This window comes from Stenotrophomonas sp. STEN008, assembly GCF_056760435.1.
Genome location: NZ_JBRRET010000028.1, coordinates 14,941 through 36,122 on the forward strand (window position 1 = coordinate 14,941; position 21,182 = coordinate 36,122).

At 65.8% G+C, this 21,182-nt stretch carries 21 protein-coding genes; 7 read left to right on the plus strand and 14 right to left on the minus strand.

The genetic code is table 11. The features are described from left to right. Nucleotides 1–6 precede the first annotated feature (6 nt). The 4 genes from ACVOME_RS13375 (at nt 7) to ACVOME_RS13390 (ending at nt 4,443) form a co-directional block, all read left to right on the plus strand. The gene (locus ACVOME_RS13375; protein ID WP_197571332.1) at nt 7–1,230 is read left to right on the plus strand and encodes an ABC transporter permease; all 1,224 of its coding nucleotides are present in this window, start codon (nt 7–9) and stop codon (nt 1,228–1,230) included. A gap of 1 nt (nt 1,231) precedes the next feature. Further along, the gene (locus ACVOME_RS13380) at nt 1,232–1,624 is read left to right on the plus strand and encodes a PDZ domain-containing protein (RefSeq protein WP_180876814.1); all 393 of its coding nucleotides are present in this window, start codon (nt 1,232–1,234) and stop codon (nt 1,622–1,624) included. 123 nt (nt 1,625–1,747) lie between these two features. Beyond that, nucleotides 1,748–3,094 carry a sigma-54-dependent transcriptional regulator gene (locus ACVOME_RS13385; RefSeq protein WP_053518728.1) on the plus strand — a complete coding sequence of 449 codons (1,347 nt, stop codon included), beginning with the start codon at nt 1,748–1,750 and terminating at the stop codon, nt 3,092–3,094. Continuing rightward, complete coding sequence (locus ACVOME_RS13390; RefSeq protein WP_053518729.1) at nt 3,091–4,443, plus strand: sensor histidine kinase; 1,353 nt, start codon at nt 3,091–3,093, stop codon at nt 4,441–4,443. The genes ACVOME_RS13385 and ACVOME_RS13390 overlap by 4 nt, the downstream gene beginning before the upstream one ends. 94 nt (nt 4,444–4,537) lie before the next feature. Here the strand turns inward: ACVOME_RS13390 and ACVOME_RS13395 are convergent, their stop codons facing one another. Then, nucleotides 4,538–5,089 (minus strand): GNAT family N-acetyltransferase, encoded by a 552-nt coding sequence (locus tag ACVOME_RS13395; protein WP_481505183.1) that lies wholly within the window; start codon nt 5,087–5,089, stop codon nt 4,538–4,540. Further along, entirely contained in the window at nt 5,058–6,425 is a 1,368-nt protein-coding gene (gene glmU, locus ACVOME_RS13400; protein WP_065175197.1) for a bifunctional UDP-N-acetylglucosamine diphosphorylase/glucosamine-1-phosphate N-acetyltransferase GlmU, read from the minus strand. Before glmU ends, ACVOME_RS13395 begins: the two co-directional genes overlap by 32 nt. 80 nt (nt 6,426–6,505) lie before the next feature. Between glmU and ACVOME_RS13405 the strand changes: the two genes are divergently transcribed. Then, a complete protein-coding gene (locus ACVOME_RS13405) occupies nt 6,506–6,889 on the plus strand; it encodes a GtrA family protein (RefSeq protein ID WP_053518733.1) in 384 nt (127 codons plus the stop codon). Nucleotides 6,890–6,956: 67 nt separating this feature from the next. On the opposite strand, the gene ACVOME_RS13410 is transcribed toward ACVOME_RS13405, so the two are convergent. The 9 genes from ACVOME_RS13410 to ACVOME_RS13450 all read right to left on the minus strand — a co-directional run bounded on the left by ACVOME_RS13410 (nt 6,957) and on the right by ACVOME_RS13450 (nt 14,157). Then, complete coding sequence (locus tag ACVOME_RS13410; RefSeq protein WP_005419509.1) at nt 6,957–7,379, minus strand: F0F1 ATP synthase subunit epsilon; 423 nt, start codon at nt 7,377–7,379, stop codon at nt 6,957–6,959. A 113-nt stretch (nt 7,380–7,492) separates the two neighbouring features. Beyond that, on the minus strand, nt 7,493–8,899 hold the full coding sequence (gene atpD, locus ACVOME_RS13415) for a F0F1 ATP synthase subunit beta (RefSeq protein ID WP_049429233.1): 1,407 nt from the start codon (nt 8,897–8,899) through the stop codon (nt 7,493–7,495). Between the two features lie 38 nt (nt 8,900–8,937). Then, entirely contained in the window at nt 8,938–9,801 is an 864-nt protein-coding gene (gene atpG / locus ACVOME_RS13420) for a F0F1 ATP synthase subunit gamma (protein ID WP_053518734.1), read from the minus strand. An 81-nt stretch (nt 9,802–9,882) separates the two neighbouring features. Then, nucleotides 9,883–11,430, minus strand: coding sequence for a F0F1 ATP synthase subunit alpha (atpA, locus tag ACVOME_RS13425; RefSeq protein WP_053518735.1), 1,548 nt, complete (start codon nt 11,428–11,430; stop codon nt 9,883–9,885). A 44-nt stretch (nt 11,431–11,474) separates the two neighbouring features. Continuing rightward, a complete protein-coding gene (locus ACVOME_RS13430; protein WP_053518737.1) occupies nt 11,475–12,002 on the minus strand; it encodes a F0F1 ATP synthase subunit delta in 528 nt (175 codons plus the stop codon). A 2-nt stretch (nt 12,003–12,004) separates the two neighbouring features. Continuing rightward, nucleotides 12,005–12,475, minus strand: a complete 471-nt coding sequence (locus ACVOME_RS13435) for a F0F1 ATP synthase subunit B (protein WP_053518738.1) — start codon at nt 12,473–12,475, stop codon at nt 12,005–12,007. A 106-nt stretch (nt 12,476–12,581) separates the two neighbouring features. Then, entirely contained in the window at nt 12,582–12,887 is a 306-nt protein-coding gene (gene atpE / locus ACVOME_RS13440) for a F0F1 ATP synthase subunit C (RefSeq protein ID WP_005411133.1), read from the minus strand. 73 nt (nt 12,888–12,960) lie between these two features. Further along, complete coding sequence (gene atpB, locus ACVOME_RS13445; RefSeq protein ID WP_053518739.1) at nt 12,961–13,761, minus strand: F0F1 ATP synthase subunit A; 801 nt, start codon at nt 13,759–13,761, stop codon at nt 12,961–12,963. A 30-nt stretch (nt 13,762–13,791) separates the two neighbouring features. Continuing rightward, nucleotides 13,792–14,157, minus strand: a complete 366-nt coding sequence (locus tag ACVOME_RS13450; RefSeq protein WP_180876808.1) for a hypothetical protein — start codon at nt 14,155–14,157, stop codon at nt 13,792–13,794. 461 nt (nt 14,158–14,618) lie between these two features. Here ACVOME_RS13450 and ACVOME_RS13455 point away from each other — a divergent pair, with 461 nt between their 5' ends. After that, nucleotides 14,619–15,437, plus strand: a complete 819-nt coding sequence (locus ACVOME_RS13455) for a hypothetical protein (protein ID WP_053518741.1) — start codon at nt 14,619–14,621, stop codon at nt 15,435–15,437. A gap of 475 nt (nt 15,438–15,912) precedes the next feature. On the opposite strand, the gene lpdA is transcribed toward ACVOME_RS13455, so the two are convergent. From lpdA to ACVOME_RS13470, 3 genes are all read right to left on the minus strand, one after another. Then, on the minus strand, nt 15,913–17,721 hold the full coding sequence (gene lpdA, locus ACVOME_RS13460) for a dihydrolipoyl dehydrogenase (protein ID WP_065175199.1): 1,809 nt from the start codon (nt 17,719–17,721) through the stop codon (nt 15,913–15,915). 107 nt (nt 17,722–17,828) lie between these two features. Beyond that, nucleotides 17,829–19,541 carry a dihydrolipoyllysine-residue acetyltransferase gene (gene aceF / locus ACVOME_RS13465; RefSeq protein WP_065175200.1) on the minus strand — a complete coding sequence of 571 codons (1,713 nt, stop codon included), beginning with the start codon at nt 19,539–19,541 and terminating at the stop codon, nt 17,829–17,831. A 167-nt stretch (nt 19,542–19,708) separates the two neighbouring features. Next, nucleotides 19,709–20,224 carry a DNA-deoxyinosine glycosylase gene (locus tag ACVOME_RS13470; protein WP_053518745.1) on the minus strand — a complete coding sequence of 172 codons (516 nt, stop codon included), beginning with the start codon at nt 20,222–20,224 and terminating at the stop codon, nt 19,709–19,711. A gap of 187 nt (nt 20,225–20,411) precedes the next feature. Here ACVOME_RS13470 and ACVOME_RS13475 point away from each other — a divergent pair, with 187 nt between their 5' ends. Next, nucleotides 20,412–21,047, plus strand: coding sequence for an OmpW/AlkL family protein (locus ACVOME_RS13475; RefSeq protein WP_053520322.1), 636 nt, complete (start codon nt 20,412–20,414; stop codon nt 21,045–21,047). The last annotated feature ends 135 nt before the right edge of the window (nt 21,048–21,182 follow it).

A 21,182-nucleotide genomic window follows, 5' to 3' on the forward strand; every position in this document is an offset into this window, starting at 1 on the left:
ACTGCCATGGATATCCGCCCCATCCTCAGCACGCTGCGCCGGCACAAGACCGCCGCTGCCCTGATCGTGCTGGAAATCGCGCTGACCTGCGCCATCGTCTGCAACGCGTTGTTCCTGGTCAGCCAGCGCGTGGAGAAGATCACCCAGCCCAGCGGCCTGGCCGAGAACGAACTGGTGATCGTCCGTACCAGTGGCATCGGTACCCAGACCAATGCCATGGCGCGTACCCAGGAAGACCTGGCCGCGCTGCGCGCCGTTCCCGGTGCGACCAGCGTGACCAAGGTCAACCAGCTGCCGTTCCGCCCCAGCTCGTCCAATACCAGCATCTCGCGCGAGCGCGACCAGGAACGGCCGACGACCTCGGCGACGCTGTACATGTTCAACGAAGGTGCGTTGTCCACCCTGGGCCTGCAGCTGGTGGCCGGCCGTGACTTCCTGCCCAGCGAGTACATCGACTTCGAGGACGCACGCAAGTCGGCCAGCACCACACCGGACAAGGCATCGGCGGTGATCCTCAACCAGGCCGTGGCCGAGAAGATGTTCCCGGGCCAGAACCCGCTGGGCAAGACCTTCTACATGGGTCGGCAGGCGCTGCACGTGGTGGGCGTGGTTGCCCACCTCGCGCCGCCGACGGACTGGAACAACAACACCACCCTGTCGATGATCCTGCCGGTGCGCACCGACTTCGCCAGCGGCGGCCCGTACATGCTGCGCACCACGCCTGAACGCCGCGATGAAGTGCTGAAGGGTGCCCTGGCGGCCCTGGAACGCAACGATCCCAACCGCCTGGTGCGCGAGAAGCTCAGCTATGAGGACCAGCGCAACGACTACTTCAAGAACGACCGGGCGATGGTCGGGCTGCTGGTCACCGTATGCATCGCCCTGCTGGTGGTGACGGCGCTGGGCATCGTCGGCCTGGCCAGCTTCTGGGTGCAGCAGCGCAGCAAGCAGATCGGCATCCGCCGTGCCCTCGGTGCCACCCGCGGCCAGGTGCTGCGCTACTTCCAGACCGAGAACTTCCTGCTGGCCTCGCTGGGCATCGTGCTGGGCATGCTGGCAGCCTACGCCATCAATCTGTGGTTGATGAACATGTACGAGCTGCCTCGCATGCCGCTGCTGTACCTGCCGCTGGGTGCGGTGCTGCTGTGGGCACTGGGCCAGATCGCCGTGTTCGGCCCTGCGCGCCGGGCGGCCGCCGTGCCTCCGGCCGTCGCCACGCGGGGGGCCTGACATGCGCGCACCTTTCCTGGCGATGATGCTGATGCTGCCGCTGCCGGCCCTTGCCGGCAGCAGCAACCAGCAGACCATGAGCTGGCAGGACGACGGCGCCCATGTGGCGCTGGCTTCCTCGGGTGGCCACGTGCGGGTCGATGCGGCGCATCCGGAGGCGCGCTTCGGCGTGCGCCGTGGCGACCGCATCCTGCGCGTGGACGATACCGCCGTGCAGCAGGTCGACCAGCTGACAGCCGCGATGCAGGCCACCGACGCATCCAGCGTACGGCTGCTGCTGCAGCGCGATGGAAAGACGCTGACCGTGCCGGTGTCCCTGGCTGGCTGGCGGCCCCTGCTGTCACCGCCCACCGCACCACCACCGCCGCCGGCTCCGCCGCCGCCACGACGGTGATCCGGCACCGGCTGCAGGGCGGCAGCTTTTAGCTATGCTTGATGGGTGGCGCCTGCTCCTACCGGCGCCCTGGAACCTACAGCTCTCTCCGGCGCTGCCCATCCCTTTTTCCAGAACCGGTCCATGCCCGCGATCCTCATCATCGACGACAACGCCAGCGTGGGCACCGCGCTGGACGTGCTGTTCTCCCTGCACGACATCGACACGCTGCAGGCACAGAGCCCGGCCGAAGGCCTGGCCCTGCTCGAATCGCAGCCGGTGGACCTGGTGATCCAGGACATGAACTTCAGCGAGGACACCACCTCCGGCGAGGAAGGTGAGGCTCTGTTCGCACAGATCCGCGCACGCCACCCCGACCTGCCGGTGATCCTGCTGACCGCCTGGACCCATCTGAGCAGCGCGGTGGACCTGGTCAAGGCCGGCGCGGCCGATTACCTGGCCAAGCCCTGGGACGACCGCAAGCTGCTGACCACGGTCAACAACCTGCTGGAACTGTCCGAAGCACGTCGCGAACTGGACCGTCGGCGCGAACGCGAGCAGCGCCAGCGCACCGCGCTGGAACAGAAGTACGACCTCAGTGGTGCCGTCTTCGCCGATCCTGCCAGTGAACGCGTGATCACCCTGGCCTGCCAGGTCGCACGCTCCGAACTGCCGGTACTGATCACCGGACCCAATGGCGCCGGCAAGGAGAAGATCGCGCAGATCATCCAGGCCAATTCGCTGGTGGCAAAGGGACCGTTCGTCACGGTCAACTGTGGTGCGCTGCCGTCCGAGCTGATCGAAGCCGAGCTGTTCGGCGCCGAGGCAGGTGCCTACACCGGTGCCAACAAGGCGCGCGAAGGCAAGTTCGAGGCGGCCGATGGAGGCACCCTGTTCCTGGATGAGATCGGCAACCTGTCGCTGGGCGGGCAGATGAAGCTGCTGCGCGTGCTGGAGACCGGTCGCTTCGAGCGCCTGGGCTCCAACCGCGAACGCCAGGTCAAGGTACGCGTGGTCAGCGCCACCAATGCCGACCTGCCGGCGATGATCCGCGACGGCACGTTCCGCGAGGACCTGTACTACCGCCTCAACACCGTGGAGCTGGTGCTGCCGCCGCTGGCCGAGCGGCCCGGCGACATCCTGCCGCTGGCCGAACGCTTCCTGGCGGGCGGCAAGCCGTTGTCCAGCGCCGCCGCTGCCGCGTTGCAACGGCACCCATGGCCGGGCAACGTGCGCGAACTGCGCAACGTGATCCAGCGCGCCGAGCTGCTGGCCACCGGCAACCGCATCGAAGTGACCGATCTCAACCTGCCACGCGCTCCGGCTGCGCCACGCCCGGCGCCGAGCGCCGGCAACGATCCGGACCGCACGCGCATCGAGGAGGTACTGGCGCGCAATCATGGGGTCATCGCGCAGGCGGCCGCCGAACTCGGTCTCAGCCGCCAGGCACTGTACCGGCGCATGGACCGCCACGGCATTCCGCGCGAATGAAGCGACGCTCGTTCACCTTCCGCCTGTTCCTGCGCCTGCTGCCGGTGCTGGCGCTGGCTGCCGCGCTGCCCTGGCTGCTGGCCTACTGGCTCGACCACGGCTGGGCGGTGGCCATCGTATCCACGGTGATCCTGCTTGCCCTGATGTGGTGGGCGCTGCGCCGCGCCACCGCACCGGTCCGCTCGCTGATGCGTGCGTTGTCCGGCACCACCAGCAGCTACCGCGATGGCGAGTACAACTTCGGCGTTCACTGGGAAGGCAACGACGAACTGGGTGACCTGGTGAAGGCACATCGCGAGCTGGGCGACGTGCTGCGCGAGCAGCGCCAGGGTCTGGTGCAACGCGAACTGCTGCTGGACACGATGGTGCAGAACACGCCCGTGGCGATGCTGCTGATCGCATCAGGCGGTGATGGCATCGCCCGTGTGGTGTTCTCCAACCTGGCTGCGCGCAAGCTGCTGCATGGTGGCTGGAAGCTGGAGGGCCAACGCCTGGAGGAGGTGCTGGAGCAGGTGCCGGTGGAACTGCGCGACGCCATCGCCCGCGGCGGCGACAGCCTGTTCGCGGTGCAGGCCGAAGGCGAGGACGGCGACGAGGATGACGAGCAGGTCTACCACCTGTCGCGGCGCGCGTTCCATCTCAATGGACGGCCCCATGATCTGCTGCTGGTGCGTCTGCTCACCGCCGAGCTGCGCAGGCAGGAAGTCCAGACCTGGAAGAAGGTGATCCGGGTGATCAGCCACGAGCTGAACAATTCGCTGGCACCGATTGCCTCGCTGGCGCATTCCGGAGGGGAACTGGTCAAGCGTGAGCGGTTCGACCGCCTGCCGGAGATCTTCACCACCATCGAAGATCGCGCCCGCCACCTGGAGGGGTTCATCCGCGGATACGCACGCTTCGCCAAGCTGCCACAGCCCCAGCTGCAGACCGTGCACTGGGCCCCGTTCCTGTCCAGCCTGCGCCAGCAGATTCCGTTCGGCATGGAGCAGGAGCCGGACGAGGAGATGAGCAGCCGCATCGATATCGCGCAGTTCGGGCAGGCGCTGCTGAACCTGCTGAAGAACGCGCACGAAGCCTGCGCGGAAGCCGATCCGCCCAACGATGACGTGCAGGTGCAGTTGACCCGCCTGCCCCAGTGGCTGCGTCTGGATGTGCTTGATCGCGGCAAAGGCATGAACGAGCAGGTACTGCAGAATGCGTTGATGCCGTTCTATTCGACCAAGCGCAACGGCACCGGGCTGGGACTGGCGCTGACCCGGGAGATCGTGGAGGCGCACGGTGGACGGGTGTCGCTGCAGAACCGCAGTGAGGGTGGGTTGTGTGTTTCGATCCTGCTGCCGGCGGGGTGAGGTGACGCTCCGGGAAGCGGAAGCGGCCGCTCCGCCCGCCGGGCATGACCCGGCGCTGCCCGACATCATTGGCGAAGGCACCCCGGAACGACCTTCAGCCATCCATCGAAGACAGGACACGCCGCATCGCCACCCGTAGATGCATCGGAAACCCCAATGCGGCTTCCTCCGCCATCACGGCCTGCAGCCCGTCACCCCATTCCTCCTGCGCAAGCCCCACGAATCCCTCGCCGGCATAGAACGGCGCATTCCACGGCACGTCTGCCAGCGTGGTCAGCACCGCAGAGCGATAGCCCTGGGTCCTGGCCAATGCCAACGCGTGCCGCAGCAAAGCACGACCATGGCCACGACGCGCATGCGCCGGGTCCACATCCATCTGCAGCACATGGAATTCGCCGCACAGCCCGCCTGCCAGCAGGTAACCGGCGATGCCGCCGCCGGCGGCGTCATCCACCACCCACAGCTGCCCACGCCGGAGGCCGTCCCGCAGCGCCTGCAGATCCAGGCCGTGGCCGGCGAACACCGGATAGGCTTCGTGGCCCTTCAGCAGTTCGCCGGCACGCTGTTCGATCGCCGGCAGCACGCCGAGCTCGTCGGCATGCGGAACCCGTGGCTCAGGATTTCTTGACCGGCCGCTTCCAGCCATCGATGGTTTCCTGCCGTGCGCGTGCCAGCGTCAGCTTGCCGTCCGGCGCGGTGCGGGTGATGACCGAACCGGCGGCGATGGTGGCGCCCTCGCCGATCAGCACCGGTGCCACCAGCGAGCTGTTGGAACCGATGAAGGCATTGTCGCCGATGGTCGTGGTCGACTTGTTCACGCCGTCGTAGTTGCAGGTGATGGTGCCGGCGCCGATGTTCACCTTGCTGCCGATCACCGCATCGCCCAGATAGGTCAGGTGGTTGGCCTTGCTGCCCACGCCGAGAGTCACTTTCTTGGTCTCCACGAAGTTGCCTACGTGGACGCCATCGGCGAGCACCGTGCCCGGGCGCAGCCGGGCGAACGGGCCGACCGATGCGGCACCTTCGGTGACCACCCCTTCCAGGTCGCAGTGCGCGCGCACTTCGGTGCCCGGCCCGAGCGTCACGTCCTTGAGTCGATTGAACGGGCCGATGGTCACGCCATCCCCCAGCACCACCTTGCCCTCGAGAATGACATCGACATCGATGAGCACATCGCTGCCGACCGTCACGCTGCCGCGGATATCCAGCCGTGACGGGTCCAGCACGCGCGCGCCCTGCGCGCACAGCGCACGTACTGCGCGGCGCTGCCACGCGCGCTCGAGCTGCGCCAGCTGCCAGGGATCGTTCGCCCCTTCTGCTTCCTGCACATCGGCCACCAGTGCCATCTCGGCCGGGGTGAACTCACGGGCTGCAAAGGCAAATACGTCGGTCAGGTAGTACTCGCCCTGCGCGTTGCTGTTGGACAGCTGCGAGAGCCACCGGCGCAGCGCGGTCGATTCGGCGGTGATGATGCCGGTATTGATCGTGCGCACGCGCAGCTGGTCATCGCTGGCGTCCTTCTGTTCGACGATGGCGCCGACCCGTCCCTCGGCGTCGCGCAGCACGCGGCCATAACCGGTCGGGTCATCGACATCGGCCACAAGCACGGCCAGCCGGCCCGGCTGCGCCAGCAGGTCGCGCAGCGTCTGCGCGCGGATCAACGGCACATCGCCGTACAGCACCAGCACCTGCGCGGCGTCGGGCACCTGCGGCATCGCCTGCGCGACCGCGTGGCCGGTCCCCAGCTGCTGTGCCTGCTCGGCCCATTGCAGGTCGGTCTGGTCGGCGAAGTGGCGCCGCACTGCCTCGCCACCATGGCCATACACCACGTGGATCGCAGCGGGGTCGAGCTCGCGGGCGGCAGCGATGACATGCGCGAGCATCGGCTGCCCGGCGATCGGCTGCAGCACCTTCGGCAGCACCGACTTCATGCGCTTGCCGGCACCTGCGGCCAGGATGATCACGTGCAGGGGTTGGGTCATGGGGGGAATCCGTGGTTCGATGACACCGATTCTAGAGCGTGGCCCGTTAACATGGATGCCCCTCCTTCTTCAGCATGCCGATGAGCCTCATCCGCCAGGGAAGCACCTACCTCGTCATCGGGCTCGTGCAGCTGCTGGTCGACTGGGTGGTCTTCGTGGCGGCCACCGCACTGGGGTTGCCGGTTGCACCGGCCAACGTCACGGGCCGGCTGGCGGGGATGCTGCTGGGCTTCTGGCTCAACGGTCGCTACACGTTCGCCGAGCCGGGCACGCACAAGCTGGGCTGGAAGCGCTTTGCGCGCTTCTGCGCGCTGTGGCTGCTGCTGACGGCGGCCAGCACGCTGCTGGTCAGCCTGGTCGACCAGGCTCTGGGCCTGCGCTACGCGTGGCTGGCCAAGCCGCTGGTCGAGGGCGGACTGGCGGCGGTGTCGTTCCTGCTGATGCGCCACGTGGTCTACCGCTGACCGGCGGTGATGGCGCACAAACAAAAACGCCGGCACGAGGCCGGCGTTCCTGTGGGTGTGGCGAGCCTCAGTGCTTGAGGTTCTTGCGCAGGCGCTCCAGCGCCTGCAACTGGACCACGGCTTCGGCCAGCTTCTGCTGGGCTTCGGCCACTTCCATGGCTTCACCACGGTTGGCCAGGATGCGCTCGGCTTCTTCCTTGGCCTTGCGGACCGAGGCTTCGTCGATGTCCTGCGCGCGGATCGCGGTGTCGGCCAGCACGGTCACCACCTGCGGCTGAACCTCCAGGATGCCGCCGGAAATGGCGAAATCCAGCTGCTCGCCGTTCGGCGTGGTCACCACCACCTTGCCCGGCTTCAGGCGGGTGATCAGCGGTGCGTGCTTGGGCGCGATGCCCAGTTCGCCCAGCTCACCGGTGGCCACGACCAGGGTCGCTTCGCCACGGAAGATTTCCTGCTCGGCGCTGACGATGTCGCAACGGATCGTGCTCATGCAAATCTCTTCGCTGTTCGCGGTGGCGCGATGCCACCGTGGAGGTCCACCGGCCCGGGCGGCTGCCCGGCGCCGGCGTCAGGTCGGGCAGGATCGCTCCCGCCCCTCCCGGATCAGGCCTTCTCGGCCATCTTCTTGGCCTTCTCGACCGCTTCTTCGATGCCGCCGACCATGTAGAACGCCTGCTCCGGCAGGTGGTCGTACTCGCCATCGACGATGGCCTTGAAGCCACGGATGGTGTCCTTCAGCGGCACGTACTTGCCCGGCGAACCGGTGAACACTTCGGCCACGTGGAACGGCTGGCTGAAGAAGCGCTCGATCTTGCGGGCGCGCGACACGGCCTGCTTGTCTTCTTCGGACAGTTCGTCCATACCCAGGATGGCGATGATGTCCTTCAGTTCCTTGTACTTCTGCAGGGTCTGCTGGACGCGCTGGGCGGTGTCGTAGTGCTCGTGGCCGATAACCAGCGGGTCCATCTGGCGGCTGGTGGAGTCCAGCGGATCGACGGCCGGGTAGATACCCAGCGAGGCGATCGAACGCGACAGGGTCACGGTCGAGTCCAGATGGGCGAAGGTGGTCGCCGGCGACGGGTCGGTCAGGTCGTCCGCGGGAACGTAGACGGCCTGGATCGAGGTGATCGAACCGTTCTTGGTCGAGGTGATGCGCTCCTGCAGGACGCCCATTTCCTCGGCCAGGGTCGGCTGGTAACCCACGGCGGACGGCATACGACCCAGCAGTGCCGACACTTCGGTACCGGCCAGGGTGTAGCGGTAGATGTTGTCGACGAACAGCAGCACGTCCTTGCCCTTGCCGTTCTCGTCCTTCTCGTCGCGGAAGTACTCGGCCATGGTCAGGCCGGTCAGCGCGACGCGCAGGCGGTTGCCCGGCGGCTCGTTCATCTGGCCGTACACCATCGCCACCTTGTCGAGGACGTTGGAGTCCTTCATTTCGTGGTAGAAGTCGTTGCCCTCACGGGTACGCTCACCCACGCCGGCGAACACGGACAGACCGCTGTGCGCCTTGGCGATGTTGTTGATCAGTTCCATCATGTTGACGGTCTTGCCGACGCCGGCGCCGCCGAACAGGCCGACCTTGCCGCCCTTGGCGAACGGGCACATCAGGTCGATGACCTTGATGCCGGTTTCCAGCAGCTCGGTGGCCGGGGACTGGTCTTCGTACGACGGTGCCGCACGGTGGATTTCCCAGTTGTCGCTGGCAGCGACCGGGCCGGCTTCGTCGATCGGACGGCCCAGCACGTCCATGATGCGGCCCAGGGTGCCGGCGCCGACCGGCACCGAGATGCCACGACCGGTGTTGGTGGCGACCAGGTTGCGCTTCAGGCCATCGGTGGAACCGAGGGCGATGGTACGCACCACGCCGTCGCCCAGCTGCTGCTGGACTTCAAGGGTGATTTCGGTGTTGTCGACCTTCAGTGCGTCGTACACCTTCGGCACCGACTCACGCGGGAATTCGACGTCGACGACCGCGCCGATGATCTGAACGATCTTGCCCTGACTCATTGCTGCATCCTCTAAATGTGTGCTTTGAACGAACGCGGTCAGACTGCTGCCGCGCCGCCGACGATTTCGGAGATTTCCTGGGTGATCGCTGCCTGGCGCGCCTTGTTGTAGACGAGCTGCAGCGTACCGATCAGCTTGTTGGCGTTGTCGCTCGCCGCCTTCATCGCGACCATGCGTGCGGCATGTTCGGAGGCGACGTTTTCCAGCAATGCCTGGTACACCAGCGACTCGATGTAACGCGTCATCACGTGCTCGAGCACGGTCGCGGCATCGGGTTCGTACAGGTAATCCCAGTCGTGGTGCGCGACCTGCTTCTCGGCCGCCGGCAGCGGCAGCAGCTGATCGAAGCTGGCCTTCTGCGTCATGGTGTTCACGAAGCGGTTGTAGACCAGGTACACGCGGTCGACCTTGCCTTCAGTGAAGGCGTCGAGCATGACCTTGATCACACCGATCAGCGATTCCAGCTTCGGCACGTCGCCGATGTGGGTCACGCTGCCGACCATGTTGACCTTGACGCGGCGGAAGAAGGTCGATGCCTTCTGGCCGATGGTCACCAGATCCACTTCCGCACCCTTGTCCTGCCATGCCTTGGCTTCGCCCAGCATCTTGCGGAACAGGTTGTTGTTCAGGCCGCCGGCCAGGCCGCGATCGGAGGAGATCACGATGAAACCGACCCGCTTGACCTGCTCGCGCTCGACCAGGAACGGATGCTGGTAATCGGTGCTGGCCTGCGCCAGGTGGCCGATCACCTGCTTCATCGCCTGCGCGTACGGACGCGAGGTCTTCATCCGATCCTGCGCCTTGCGGATCTTGGAGGCCGAGACCATCTCCAGGGCGCGCGTCACCTTGCGGGTGTTCTGCACGCTCTTGATCTTGGTTTTGATTTCGCGTCCGCTTGCCATCTCTTGTTTCCCGTGGCGCGGGGCTGATGCCCCGCGTTGTTCAACGGTGGAACGGGGCCAGGCCCCGTTCCCCATGCGCTGTTACCAGCTGCCGGTGGTCTTGAAGTCGGCGATGCCCTTCTTGAAGGCACCTTCGATATCGTTGTCCCAGCCACCGGTGGCGTTGACCTTGTTGATCAGCTCGCCCTGGGTGTTGGCGAAGTGGGCGTGCAGGCCCTCTTCGAACGCCAGCAGCTTGTTGACCGGCACGTCGTCGAGGTAACCCTCGTTGACGGCGTAGATCGACAGCGCCTGGTTGGCGATCGACATCGGCGCGTACTGCTTCTGCTTCATCAGCTCGGTGACGCGCTGGCCACGTTCCAGCTGCTTGCGGGTGGCTTCGTCCAGATCCGAAGCGAACTGCGCGAACGCAGCCAGCTCACGGTACTGGGCCAGCGAGATGCGGATGCCGCCCGACAGCTTCTTGATGATCTTGGTCTGCGCCGAACCACCGACGCGCGACACCGAGATACCGGCGTTCACGGCCGGGCGGATGCCGGCGTTGAACAGGTCGGTTTCCAGGAAGATCTGGCCGTCGGTGATCGAGATCACGTTGGTCGGAACGAAGGCGGACACGTCGCCGGCCTGGGTTTCGATGATCGGCAGCGCGGTCAGCGAACCGGTCTTGCCGGTGACCTTGCCTTCGGTGAACTTCTCGACGTACTCCTCGGACACGCGGGCAGCGCGTTCCAGCAGGCGCGAGTGCAGGTAGAACACGTCGCCCGGGTAGGCTTCACGGCCCGGCGGGCGCTTCAGCAGCAGCGAGATCTGGCGGTAGGCAACGGCCTGCTTGGACAGATCGTCGTACACGATCAGCGCGTCTTCGCCGCGGTCCATGAAGTACTCGCCCATGGTGCAGCCCGAGTAGGCGCTGATGTACTGCATCGCAGCCGATTCGGACGCGGTGGCCGCCACGACGATGGTGTGGGCCAGGGCGCCGTTTTCTTCCAGCTTGCGCACGATGTTGGCGATGGTCGATGCCTTCTGGCCGATCGCAACGTACACGCACTTGATGCCGGTGCCCTTCTGGTTGATCACCGCGTCGATCGCCATGGCGGTCTTGCCGGTCTGGCGGTCACCGATGATCAGCTCGCGCTGGCCACGGCCGATCGGGATCATCGAGTCGACCGACTTGTAACCGGTCTGCACCGGCTGGTCGACCGACTTGCGCCAGATCACGCCCGGAGCAACACGCTCCACCGGAGCGGTCACGTCGGTGCCCAGCGGGCCCTTGCCGTCGATCGGCTCGCCGAGCGCGTTGACGACGCGGCCCAGCAGTTCCGGACCGACCGGCACTTCCAGGATGCGGCCGGTGGTCTTGGCGACGTCGCCTTCGCGCAGGTGCTCGTAGTCACCCAGGACCACGGCGCCGACCGAGTCGCGCTCCAGGTTCAGGGCCAGGGCGAAGGTGTTGTTCGGCAGTTCGATCATTTCGCCCTGCATCACGTCGGCCAGACCGAAGATGCGCACGATGCCGTCGGACACGCTGGTCACGGTGCCTTCGTTGCGCGATTCCGCGGCCAGCTTGACCTTCTCGATGCGGTTCTTGATCAGTTCGCTGATTTCGGAGGGGTTGAGCGTGGTTGCCATCGTCAAGTCCTAGTGCCGGCAGCGGGGCCGGACGTTAAATGAATTCAGTTAGCGAGCGCGGTCTGCAGGCGGGCCAGCTTGCCCTTCAGCGAACCATCGATGACCACGTCGCCGGCGTCGATCACGGCGCCGCCGATCAGCGAGGCATCGACCGCAGTGGTCACATCGACCTCGCGGTTGAAGCGCTTGCGCAGCGCGACCTTGATCGCGTCCAGCTCGCCGGCCGACAGTTCGGCGGCCGAGGTCACGGTGGCCTTGACCACGTGCTCGGCTTCGGCGCGCAGGGCGTCGAACATGCCGGAGATCTCCGGCAGCAGCGGCAGACGATGCGATTCGGCCAGGATGGCCAGGAAGCGCGAGAAGCTTTCGCCGTGGGTCGCCGGCGCCAGCAGGGCGACAGCGTCGTCACGACCGAGCTCCGGGTTGGCGAGCAGGGCCGCCACGCGCGGGTCGGCGGCGACGTGGGCGGAGAACGCCAGGGCGTCCGACCACGGCGCGAACGCGCCTTCGTCGCGCGCGGTCGCGAACGCGGCGCGGGCGTACGGGCGGGCAAGCGTGAGGGCCTGGCTCATCCTTAGATCTCCGAGGCCAGCTCGTCGAGCAGCGCCTTGTGGGCGTTGGCGTCGATTTCGCGCTTGAGCAGCTTTTCGGCACCGGTCACGGCCAGCGCGGACACCTGCTTGCGCAGATCTTCACGGGCACGGTTGGCGGCGGCGTCGATCTCAGCCTGGGCCAGTTCCTTCTGACGGGTGGCTTCGGTGATCGCTTCGGTACGGGCTGCGTCGACGATCTGGTTGGCGCGCGCGTGGGCCTGGTCGATGATCTCGTTGGCCTTGGTGCGGGCTTCCTTCAGCGCTTCGTTGACCTTCTCCTGCGCCTGGGCCAGATCTTTCTGGCTGCGGTCGGCAGCAGCGAGGCCTTCAGCAATCTTCTGCTGGCGCTCTTCGATCGCGTTCATCAGCGGCGGCCAGATCTTGGTCGCGATGATCCAGATCAGACCAGCGAAGGCGAGCGCCTGCGCAAGAAGGGTGAAATTGATATTCATGGTTAGCTCGATCGCTGGTTTCGGGGTGGACGCGCCGCCGGGGCGGCGCATCCGGCCTTCATCCGAAACCGGGTGCATCAGCACCCGGTCGTCTCAAACCGCTGTATCAGCCGGCCAGAGCCTTGGTGACGGCACCGGCGAAGGCGGCCGACAGCGGGTTGGCGAAGGCCAGCAGCAGGCCGACGGCGACCGAGATGATGAACGCGGCGTCGATCAGGCCGGCGGTGATGAACATGCGGACCTGCAGGACCGGGATCAGTTCCGGCTGGCGGGCGGCCGACTCCAGGAACTTACCAGCCATGATGGCCAGACCCAGACCGGCGCCCAGCGCGGCCAGGCCGATCATGATGCCGACGGCGAGGGCGGTGGAGCTCTGAATCTGCGCGAAGTTGGTCAGGACGGCGAAGTACATGGTTATCTCCAGGAACTTAAGTTGCTAAGGGTGATGAAACGGATGAAGGTTGAAACGCGTTGAAGCTTGAAACTCAGTGAGCGTCTTCCGACAGGCTCAGGTACACGATCGACAGCATCATGAAGATGAAGGCCTGCAGCGGGATCACCAGCAGGTGGAACAGCATCCAGCCGAGGCCGAACGCACCACCGGCAATGGCGCCGAAGAAACCGGCACCACCCAGCACCCAGATCAGCAGGAACACGATTTCGCCGCCGAACATGTTGCCGAACAGTCGCATCGCCAGGGAGATCGGCTTGCTCAGCCACTCGACGATGTTGAGGATCAGGTTGAACGGCATCATCCACTTGCCGAACGGAGCCGTCAGGAACTCCTTGATGAAGCCGCCCAGTCCCTTGGACTTCAGCGCGAAGAACAGCATCAGGAAGAACACGCTGATGGCCATGCCCAGGGTGGCATTGACGTCGGCGGTCGGCACCGGCTTCCAGTAATGGATGCCCGCCAGCTCCAGCGGCTTGGCGATGAAGTCGGCCGGGATCATCTTGATGAGGTTCATCATCAGGATCCAGAAGAAGATCGTGATGGCGATCGGCGTGACCAGCTTGCTCTTGCCGTGGTAGGTGTCCTTGGCCTGGCGGTCGACGAACTCCAGGCAGATCTCCACGAAGGCCTGCCACTTGCCCGGCACGCCAGCCGTGGCCTTGCGGGTGCCCAGCCAGAAGGCGACCACGATCACCAGGCCCATCAGGACCGCGGTGAGGAAGGTATCGACGTGGATATGCCAGAACATCCCGTCGCCGTTGCCGACCGGTGCGGTCAGGTTCTGCAGGTGATGCTGGATGTAGCTGGTAGGGGTTAGAGCCTCGCCCGCCATGTGTCCGGAACCTTAGTTAATTGAATTCTGTCAACGCCTGGCCATCGCCAGGACCTGGAACATCAAGCCGACGGCGATACCGGCCAACAGCGCCAATGCAGGCAGCTTGAAGACCAGGAACCCCACCAGCAGGACGCCGAAAACGACTACCCACTTCGCCACGATCGCAATGATCAGCCGTGCCATTGCCGACCCCGCAGCCAGGGCACCCCCGCCCAGCGCCATCCGTGCCGCGACCCAGCCACCGGCCGAGATCGCCACGCCGGATGCCAGGGCACCGAGCGCGTACTTCGGCCCTACCAGCAGGAAGGCCAGGGCCAGGACAGCCACTGCGGCCAGCGGGTAGACCGCGGCGCGCAGCATCAGTCGCCGACCCGCTTCAACGGAGTTCAGCACAGGACGTCCCGCGTGGTTGCAAGTGGAGGGCTGAGGCGGCTACAGCAGGGGGGCCTCATCGAGCCGCCAAATTATAGCAATGGGACAATTTGCGAGACAACCGCTGCCTGTTCATCCCGGAAGGGCGCAAGTTGCGGTAACGGTTACATTTTTGCGTGCCGCCCAAGGGACAATGACGTCCACATGATGCTGCGGTGCAGCGTATTGAACTTTGGTCGCACGCCTGGGAACTTTCCGCGACCTTGCCGGTCCGACCTTCCGACCTGCCTGCAGCAACCTCGTCGACGCTTCGCCCCGCAGGTCCACGATGGCCCCGAAGCCCGGCTCCGGGGCCATCCTTTTTCATGGTCGTGACAGCGCTGAACCGTGCACACGCCATCGACCATACGTTCACGCATGGTGGACGAGCGCGTCCTGCACAGTGGGCTTCATTCTGATGAACCACTGCAAGGACTCTTTCGATGCGCTCCGTCCCCACCCTGCTCGCCCTCTCCCTGCTTGCCGCCGGCGCATCGTTCGCCAGCGCCGCCCATGCCGCCGAAGGCGATGACCGTTTCGCCCTGCGCCTGGGTGCGATGAACATCGATTCGGACAACACGCTGCGCGGCAACACCACTGTCGCCGGCCAGGACGTCGGTTTCTCGGAAGATTTCAAGCTCGGCGGCAAGGAATGGGAACCGCGGGTAGACGGCATGTTCCGCCTCAGCGACCGCCAGCGCTTCCTGTTCAACTACTTCAAGTACGACAAGGACCGCCGCGAGACGCTGGGCCAGGATATCTCCTTCGGCGGCGTCAACGTGCCGGCTGACAGCTTCGTCAAGGCCGAGCTGAAGTACCAGGTGGCCAGCCTGGTCTACGACTACTCCGTTGTCGACACCGACACCTTCGATCTGGGCCTGCAGCTGGGTGCGGAGTACGCCAAGGTCAGCACCAAGGGCTATGCGGACCTGGGCACCGTGTATGAAGGCCAGTTCCTGGACGAGAAGACCGACGGTGTGGCACCGGTGGTCGGTGCACGCCTGAGCTTCACCCCGTCCGAGAAGTGGATGATCACCCTGCAGGGTCAGTACCTCAACACCCGCTGGGGCAGCTTCGACGACTACAAGGGTGACCTGAGCCGCGCCAATGCCATCGTCGATTACCGCCTGACCAAGAACTTCGGCCTGTTCGCCGGCTACGACTGGTTCAAGCTGGATGCGGACAAGAAGGGCAGCGACGGCACCATCGGTCTGAAGCAGGAATTCAAGGGCCCGGTGGCCGGCGTCAGCTTCGTGTTCTGATTCCTGCCCCTTCCATCGCACTCTCTCCTGGCGCGGCCTCCGAAACATCGGGGGCCGCGTTTTTTTGTGCTGCTTTGTCCTGCCGGGGTAAAGCGGCATGGTCGAGCGCTGGAGGGAGAGGGGGCTGCGTGCGAATGTCCCCCGGCGCCGGCCTGCGGCCGTCACCTCCTCCTTTACTTCGCACGCAGCCCCCTCTCCCTCCGCGTGTCAGGCCTCCACGCGCCTGTCGAAGTGCCTCTTGCGGCTGGACCCTCCGAAAGCCGAGCCGCTGCACGGGTGGCAGGCATTTCGACACAGTAAAGGGGGAGGCGACCGCCGCAGGCGGACGACGGGGGACATTTGTCCAAGCGTCTGCCACTCGCGCAGAGGCCCTGAAGCTCGCGACCAGAGTCACCGAAACCACAGAAGCCACCAACAAAAAACCCGGCTTTCGCCGGGCTTTCCGTTTCACCGGGCATGGCCCGGCGCAAGCGCCTTACTTCTTCTTCGGCATGTACAGATCGGTGATCGTGCCGTCGTAGATTTCCGAAGCCATCGCCACCGATTCACTCAGCGTCGGATGGGCATGGATGGTGTGGCCGATGTCTTCGGCTTCCGCGCCCATCTCGATGGCCAGACCGATCTCGGCCAGCAGGTCACCGGCATGCACACCGACGATCGCGCCACCGATGATGCGGTGGGTCTCTTCATCGAAGATCAGCTTGGTGAAGCCCTCGGTGCGACCGATGCCGATCGCGCGGCCACTGGCCGCCCACGGGAACTTGGCCACGCCGACCTTCAGGCCCTTGGCCTTGGCCTCGGTCTCGGTCACGCCCACCCAGGCGATCTCCGGGTTGGTGTAGGCCACCGACGGAATCACGCGGGCCACCCACTCCTTCTTGTGGCCGGCCGCCACTTCAGCCGCCAGCTTGCCCTCGTGCGTGGCCTTGTGGGCCAGCATCGGGTTGCCGACGATGTCACCGATGGCGAAGATGTGCGGCACATTGGTACGCATCTGCCGGTCAACCGGGATGAAGCCACGCTCGGTGACCTGCACGCCAGCCTTCTCGGCATCGATCTTCTTGCCATTCGGCGAACGACCCACGGCGACCAGCACGCGGTCGAAGGTCCCCTGCGCCAGCGCCGGCGACTGCCCTTCCTCGGCCGCCTCGAAGGTCACGGTGATGCCCTTGGCATCGGCGGTGACGCCCGACGCCTTGGTCTTCAGGTGAACGTCGATGCCCTGCTTCTTCAGGCGGTCGGCCAGCGGCTTGACCAGGTCCTTGTCGGCGCCCGGCATCAGCTGGTCCATGAATTCGACCACGGTGACCTTGCTGCCCAGCGCACCGTACACGGTCGCCATTTCCAGGCCGATGATGCCGCCACCGACAACCAGCAGCGAACCCGGCACTTCGGCCAGCTCCAGCGCGTCGGTGGAATCCATCACGCGCTTGTCGTCCCACGGGAAGTTCGGCAGCTTCACCGCCTGCGAACCGGCGGCGATGATGCACTTCTGGAAGCGCAGCAGCTGCGTGCTGCCGTCAGCGGCGGTGATCTCCAGCTCGTTGGCCGACAGGAACCGACCGACACCCTGCACGTTGCGCACCTTGCGCTGCTTGGCCATGCCAGCCAGACCCTTGGTCAGCTGGTTGACGACCTTTTCCTTGTACTGGCGCAGCTTGTCCAGCGTGATCGTCGGCTTGCCGAACTCCACGCCGAAATCGCCGGCATGGGCGACTTCATCGATGACCGCCGCCGCATGCAGCAGTGCCTTGGACGGAATGCAGCCGACGTTGAGGCAGACGCCGCCGAGGCTGGCGTAGCGCTCGACCAGTACCGTATCCAGGCCGACATCGGCTGCGCGGAACGCGGCGGTGTAGCCGCCCGGGCCGGAGCCCAGCACGACCATCTCGCATTCGATGTCGGCCGGCTTGCCGCTGGCCAGCGCCGGCTTCGGTGCGGCCGGTTCGGCCGGGGCACGATGCGACGGGGTCACCGGCGGCTTGCTGGCCGGGGCGGCGGCCGCCGGCGCAGGTGCGGCTGCCTTGGCCGGGGCCTCGGCGGCTCCTTCGGTGTCCAGCAGGACCACCACGGCCCCCTCGGACAGCGTATCGCCGAGCTTGACCTTCAGTTCCTTGACCACACCGGCGGCCGAGGACGGCACTTCCAGCGTGGCCTTGTCCGATTCCAGGGTCACCAGGCCCTGGTCTTTCTTCACCGTGTCGCCGACGGCGACCAATACTTCGATCACCGGCACATCGCTGTAATCGCCGATGTCGGGAACCTTGACTTCAATCGTGGCCATGGTGGGTTTTCCTCATGCCCGCCCGGCGTGGCCGGCGGGCTGTCACTGCGTTTCGTCAGGCGGCCGCGCCAGGGGCGACGGCCACACGGTGGGGGCGAAGCGGTGCCTTACAGCAGCACGCGGCGCATGTCGGCCAGCACCTGCGACAGGTACGTGGTGAAGCGTGCGGCCAGGGCGCCGTCGATGACGCGGTGGTCGTAGCTCAACGACAACGGCAGCAGCAGCTTCGGCGCGAATTCCTTGCCATTCCAGACCGGCTGGATGGAGGACTTGGACACGCCCAGGATGGCCACTTCCGGCGCATTGACGATCGGGGTGAACGCGGTGCCACCGATCCCGCCCAGCGAGCTGATCGAGAAGCAGCCGCCACTCATGTCGGCCGGGCCCAGCTTGCCGTCGCGCGCCTTCTTGGCCAGCTCGCCGGTTTCCTGCGCGATCTGCACCACGCCCTTCTTGTCGACGTCGCGGATCACCGGCACGACCAGGCCGTTCGGCGTATCGGCAGCGAACCCGATGTTGAAGTACTTCTTCAGGGTCAGGTTCTCGCCGCTGGCATCCAGCGAGGCGTTGAACTCCGGGAACTTCTTCAGCGCTGCGGCGCTGGCCTTGATCAGGAAGGCGAGCATGGTCAGCTTGATGCCGGCCTTCTCGTTCTCCTTGTTCAGTGCCACGCGCAGTGCTTCCAGATCGGTGATGTCGGCCTGGTCGAACTGGGTGACGTGCGGAATCATCGCCCAGTTGCGGGCCAGGTTCGCGCCGGAGATCTTCTTGATGCGCGACAGCGGCTGCACTTCGGTCTCGCCGAACTTGCTGAAATCGACCTTCGGCCACGGCAGCAGGTTCAGCCCACCGCCTGCGGCGGCAGCGGTGCCGCCCGCGGCCGGAACGCCACCACTGAGCGCGGCCTTGACGAATTTCTGCACGTCACCCTTGGTGATGCGCCCGCCCTTCTCGGTACCGCTGATCTGCAGCAGGTCCACGCCCAGCTCGCGGGCGAACACGCGCACCGCCGGGGTGGCATACGGCACCTTGGCCGGCAGCACGCCATCGGCGTTGAACTGTACGGGCGGGCTGGACGGAGCGCCGGCCGACGCGATCTCACGAGCCGCCAGCTTGTCCGGCTGGGCGGGCACAGCGACCGGCTCGACCTGGGTGGCGGTCTCGGCAGCGGCCGGGGCCGCCGCAGCCGCTTCGCGGGTCGGCGCCGGCGCAGCAGCACCCTCGGCTTCGATGATGGCCACCACATTGCCCTGCGACAGGGTGTCCCCCACCTTGACCTTCAGTTCCTTGACCACACCGGCCACCGAGGACGGCACTTCCATGGTCGCCTTGTCGCTTTCCAGCGTGACCAGGCCCTGATCCTTCTTGACGGTGTCGCCCACGGCGACCAGCACTTCGATGACCGGGATGTCGGTGTAATCGCCGATGTCCGGCACCCGGGCTTCAACCGCACCGCCACCGGCAGCCGGGGCGGCCGGCGCGGCAGCCGCCGGGGCCGGGGCGCTCTGGGTGGCCGCCGCCGGGGCAGCGGCCTTGGCCGGGGCCGGGGCCGGAGCGGCCGGCGCTGCGGCCTCGTCTGCCGCCACTTCGATCAGCGCCACGACCTTGCCCTCGGACAGGGTGTCACCCACCTTGACCTTGATCTCCTTGACCACACCGGCCACCGAAGACGGCACTTCCATGGTCGCCTTGTCGCTTTCCAGCGTCACCAGGCCCTGGTCCTTCCTGACCGTATCGCCAACGGCGACAAGCACCTCGATTACCGGGATATCGCTGTAGTCACCGATATCGGGGACAAGTGCTTCCTTGATTTCGGCCATGGGGATAACTCCGGCAATCTGGTGTAGGGAAACGTCTATTGTGCGGCCAGCGGGGGCCAGCGCCAACCGTTACAGGTGTTTTCAGTACGCACGCAGCCGGGACACGCTGTTGCCCATGGGGCGCAGGCACCTCCAGTGGGTAGCGTATTGTCCGCACGATGTCCGCTTCATGTCGCCAGTGCATCGGCCACCGGCTGCCATGCCTGACGCAGGCGCTGCAGCGACCAGGCCGCATTGGCCGGGCTGGTCGAGGGCAGCGCCAGCACACGCGGTGGCGCCCCCAGGACAGGCAGCACCCAGCGCTGGAATGCCTGCATCGACGCAGCACCATTGCAGCCGATCAGCTGCAGCTCAGGCAGCAGGGCGATCAGTTCCGGCAGCGCGTTGGCCACTTCCGTGCCACGCACGATGTCCGCATCCAGGCTGCCCCGGCGCTCGCATCGGCCGATCACATCCCACACCCCGACACCGGCGGCGTTCAGCGCGCGCATGCGTTGCGGATAGGGCAAACCGGCGTCAAAGCCGCAGATATCGGACATGAGCGGCCAGAAACGATTGCGTGGATGCGCGTAGTACTGGCCAGCGTGCAGCGACGCAGCACCCGGCATCGAACCAAGCAGCAACACGCGCGATCGCGTGTTCACCTGCGCGGGCAGGCCGGTGCAGAGCGTTGGCGCGCTCACGGTTTGTGCAACTGCATGAACATTCCTCCAGAGCAAAAACCCCATGAAAACAGGCTTTTCGAACTCATCGCTGAACAGAGCGAACTATTTTTTAACGCGCGTCGGATTCGATTCATGTTGAGGCGACTACGGTGTGCTCGCCCCGCAACCGGGGGCCCAAAAACAAGAAACATTAGGAGATACCCCCATGCGCTCCATCCGTATCCTGAGTCTCGCCCTGCTGACCTCCGCCGCCTTCGCGCCGGCCGCTTTCGCCCAGGACAGCAGCACCACCGACACCGCCTCGGGCAAGCATTTTGCCGTGGTTGGCGGCGTCACGCTGCTGCAGCCGAAGAATGATCCGATCACCGGCGTCAAGAAGCTCGATGGCGGCCCGGCGCCGACCGTCAGCTTCAGCTACTACGTCAACGACAACTGGGCCGTTGAGCTGTGGGGCGCTGCCGACAAGTTCGATCACCGCGTCAAGGGTCCGGGCAACACCCGCCTGGGCAGCGTCGAGCAGCAGCCGGTCGCGCTGAGCGGCCAGTACCACTTCGGCCAGGCCGACAACGTGTTCCGTCCGTTCGTGGGCGTGGGCTACTTCCAGTCGGCCTTCAGCAACGAATCGCTGGCTGACGGCAGCAGCTCCGACATCCGCCTGAAGGATGCCAAGGGCGTGATCGGCACCGTCGGCGTCGACATGAACATCAACTCCACCTGGTTCGCCCGTGCTGATGCCCGCTACATGCGCGCCCGCCCGGACGTGAAGGTTGGTGGCGAGAAGATCGGCGAAGCCAAGCTGGATCCGTGGACTGTCGGCGTGGGTATCGGCGCCCGCTTCTAAGCATCGCCTGCTTCACTGTCTGTACGCGACGGGCCCTTCGGGGCCCGTCGTCGTTTCCGTCACCCGCGTTCTGTGTAGAGTCGGGCCGTGCTCGACTGCTTTTCTCCGGACGTCGAGCAGGGCTTGACTCTGCAA

Excerpts from the sequence above, each read along its gene's own strand:
- atpG (WP_053518734.1), bottom strand. The coding sequence starts at position 9,801 with ATGGCAAGCGGACGCGAAATCAAAACCAAGATCAAGAGCGTGCAGAAC.
- lpdA (WP_065175199.1), bottom strand. The coding sequence starts at position 17,721 with ATGGCCACGATTGAAGTCAAGGTTCCCGACATCGGCGATTACAGCGAT.
- aceF (WP_065175200.1), bottom strand. The coding sequence starts at position 19,541 with ATGGCCGAAATCAAGGAAGCACTTGTCCCCGATATCGGTGACTACAGC.
- ACVOME_RS13410 (WP_005419509.1), bottom strand. The coding sequence starts at position 7,379 with ATGAGCACGATCCGTTGCGACATCGTCAGCGCCGAGCAGGAAATCTTC.
- ACVOME_RS13375 (WP_197571332.1), top strand. The coding sequence starts at position 7 with ATGGATATCCGCCCCATCCTCAGCACGCTGCGCCGGCACAAGACCGCC.
- ACVOME_RS13390 (WP_053518729.1), top strand. The coding sequence starts at position 3,091 with ATGAAGCGACGCTCGTTCACCTTCCGCCTGTTCCTGCGCCTGCTGCCG.
- ACVOME_RS13430 (WP_053518737.1), bottom strand. The coding sequence starts at position 12,002 with ATGAGCCAGGCCCTCACGCTTGCCCGCCCGTACGCCCGCGCCGCGTTC.
- ACVOME_RS13380 (WP_180876814.1), top strand. The coding sequence starts at position 1,232 with ATGCGCGCACCTTTCCTGGCGATGATGCTGATGCTGCCGCTGCCGGCC.
- atpD (WP_049429233.1), bottom strand. The coding sequence starts at position 8,899 with ATGAGTCAGGGCAAGATCGTTCAGATCATCGGCGCGGTCGTCGACGTC.
- atpB (WP_053518739.1), bottom strand. The coding sequence starts at position 13,761 with ATGGCGGGCGAGGCTCTAACCCCTACCAGCTACATCCAGCATCACCTG.
- ACVOME_RS13475 (WP_053520322.1), top strand. The coding sequence starts at position 20,412 with ATGCGCTCCATCCGTATCCTGAGTCTCGCCCTGCTGACCTCCGCCGCC.
- ACVOME_RS13395 (WP_481505183.1), bottom strand. The coding sequence starts at position 5,089 with ATGGCTGGAAGCGGCCGGTCAAGAAATCCTGAGCCACGGGTTCCGCAT.
- glmU (WP_065175197.1), bottom strand. The coding sequence starts at position 6,425 with ATGACCCAACCCCTGCACGTGATCATCCTGGCCGCAGGTGCCGGCAAG.
- atpE (WP_005411133.1), bottom strand. The coding sequence starts at position 12,887 with ATGTACTTCGCCGTCCTGACCAACTTCGCGCAGATTCAGAGCTCCACC.
- ACVOME_RS13455 (WP_053518741.1), top strand. The coding sequence starts at position 14,619 with ATGCGCTCCGTCCCCACCCTGCTCGCCCTCTCCCTGCTTGCCGCCGGC.
- ACVOME_RS13405 (WP_053518733.1), top strand. The coding sequence starts at position 6,506 with ATGAGCCTCATCCGCCAGGGAAGCACCTACCTCGTCATCGGGCTCGTG.
- ACVOME_RS13385 (WP_053518728.1), top strand. The coding sequence starts at position 1,748 with ATGCCCGCGATCCTCATCATCGACGACAACGCCAGCGTGGGCACCGCG.
- ACVOME_RS13435 (WP_053518738.1), bottom strand. The coding sequence starts at position 12,475 with ATGAATATCAATTTCACCCTTCTTGCGCAGGCGCTCGCCTTCGCTGGT.
- atpA (WP_053518735.1), bottom strand. The coding sequence starts at position 11,430 with ATGGCAACCACGCTCAACCCCTCCGAAATCAGCGAACTGATCAAGAAC.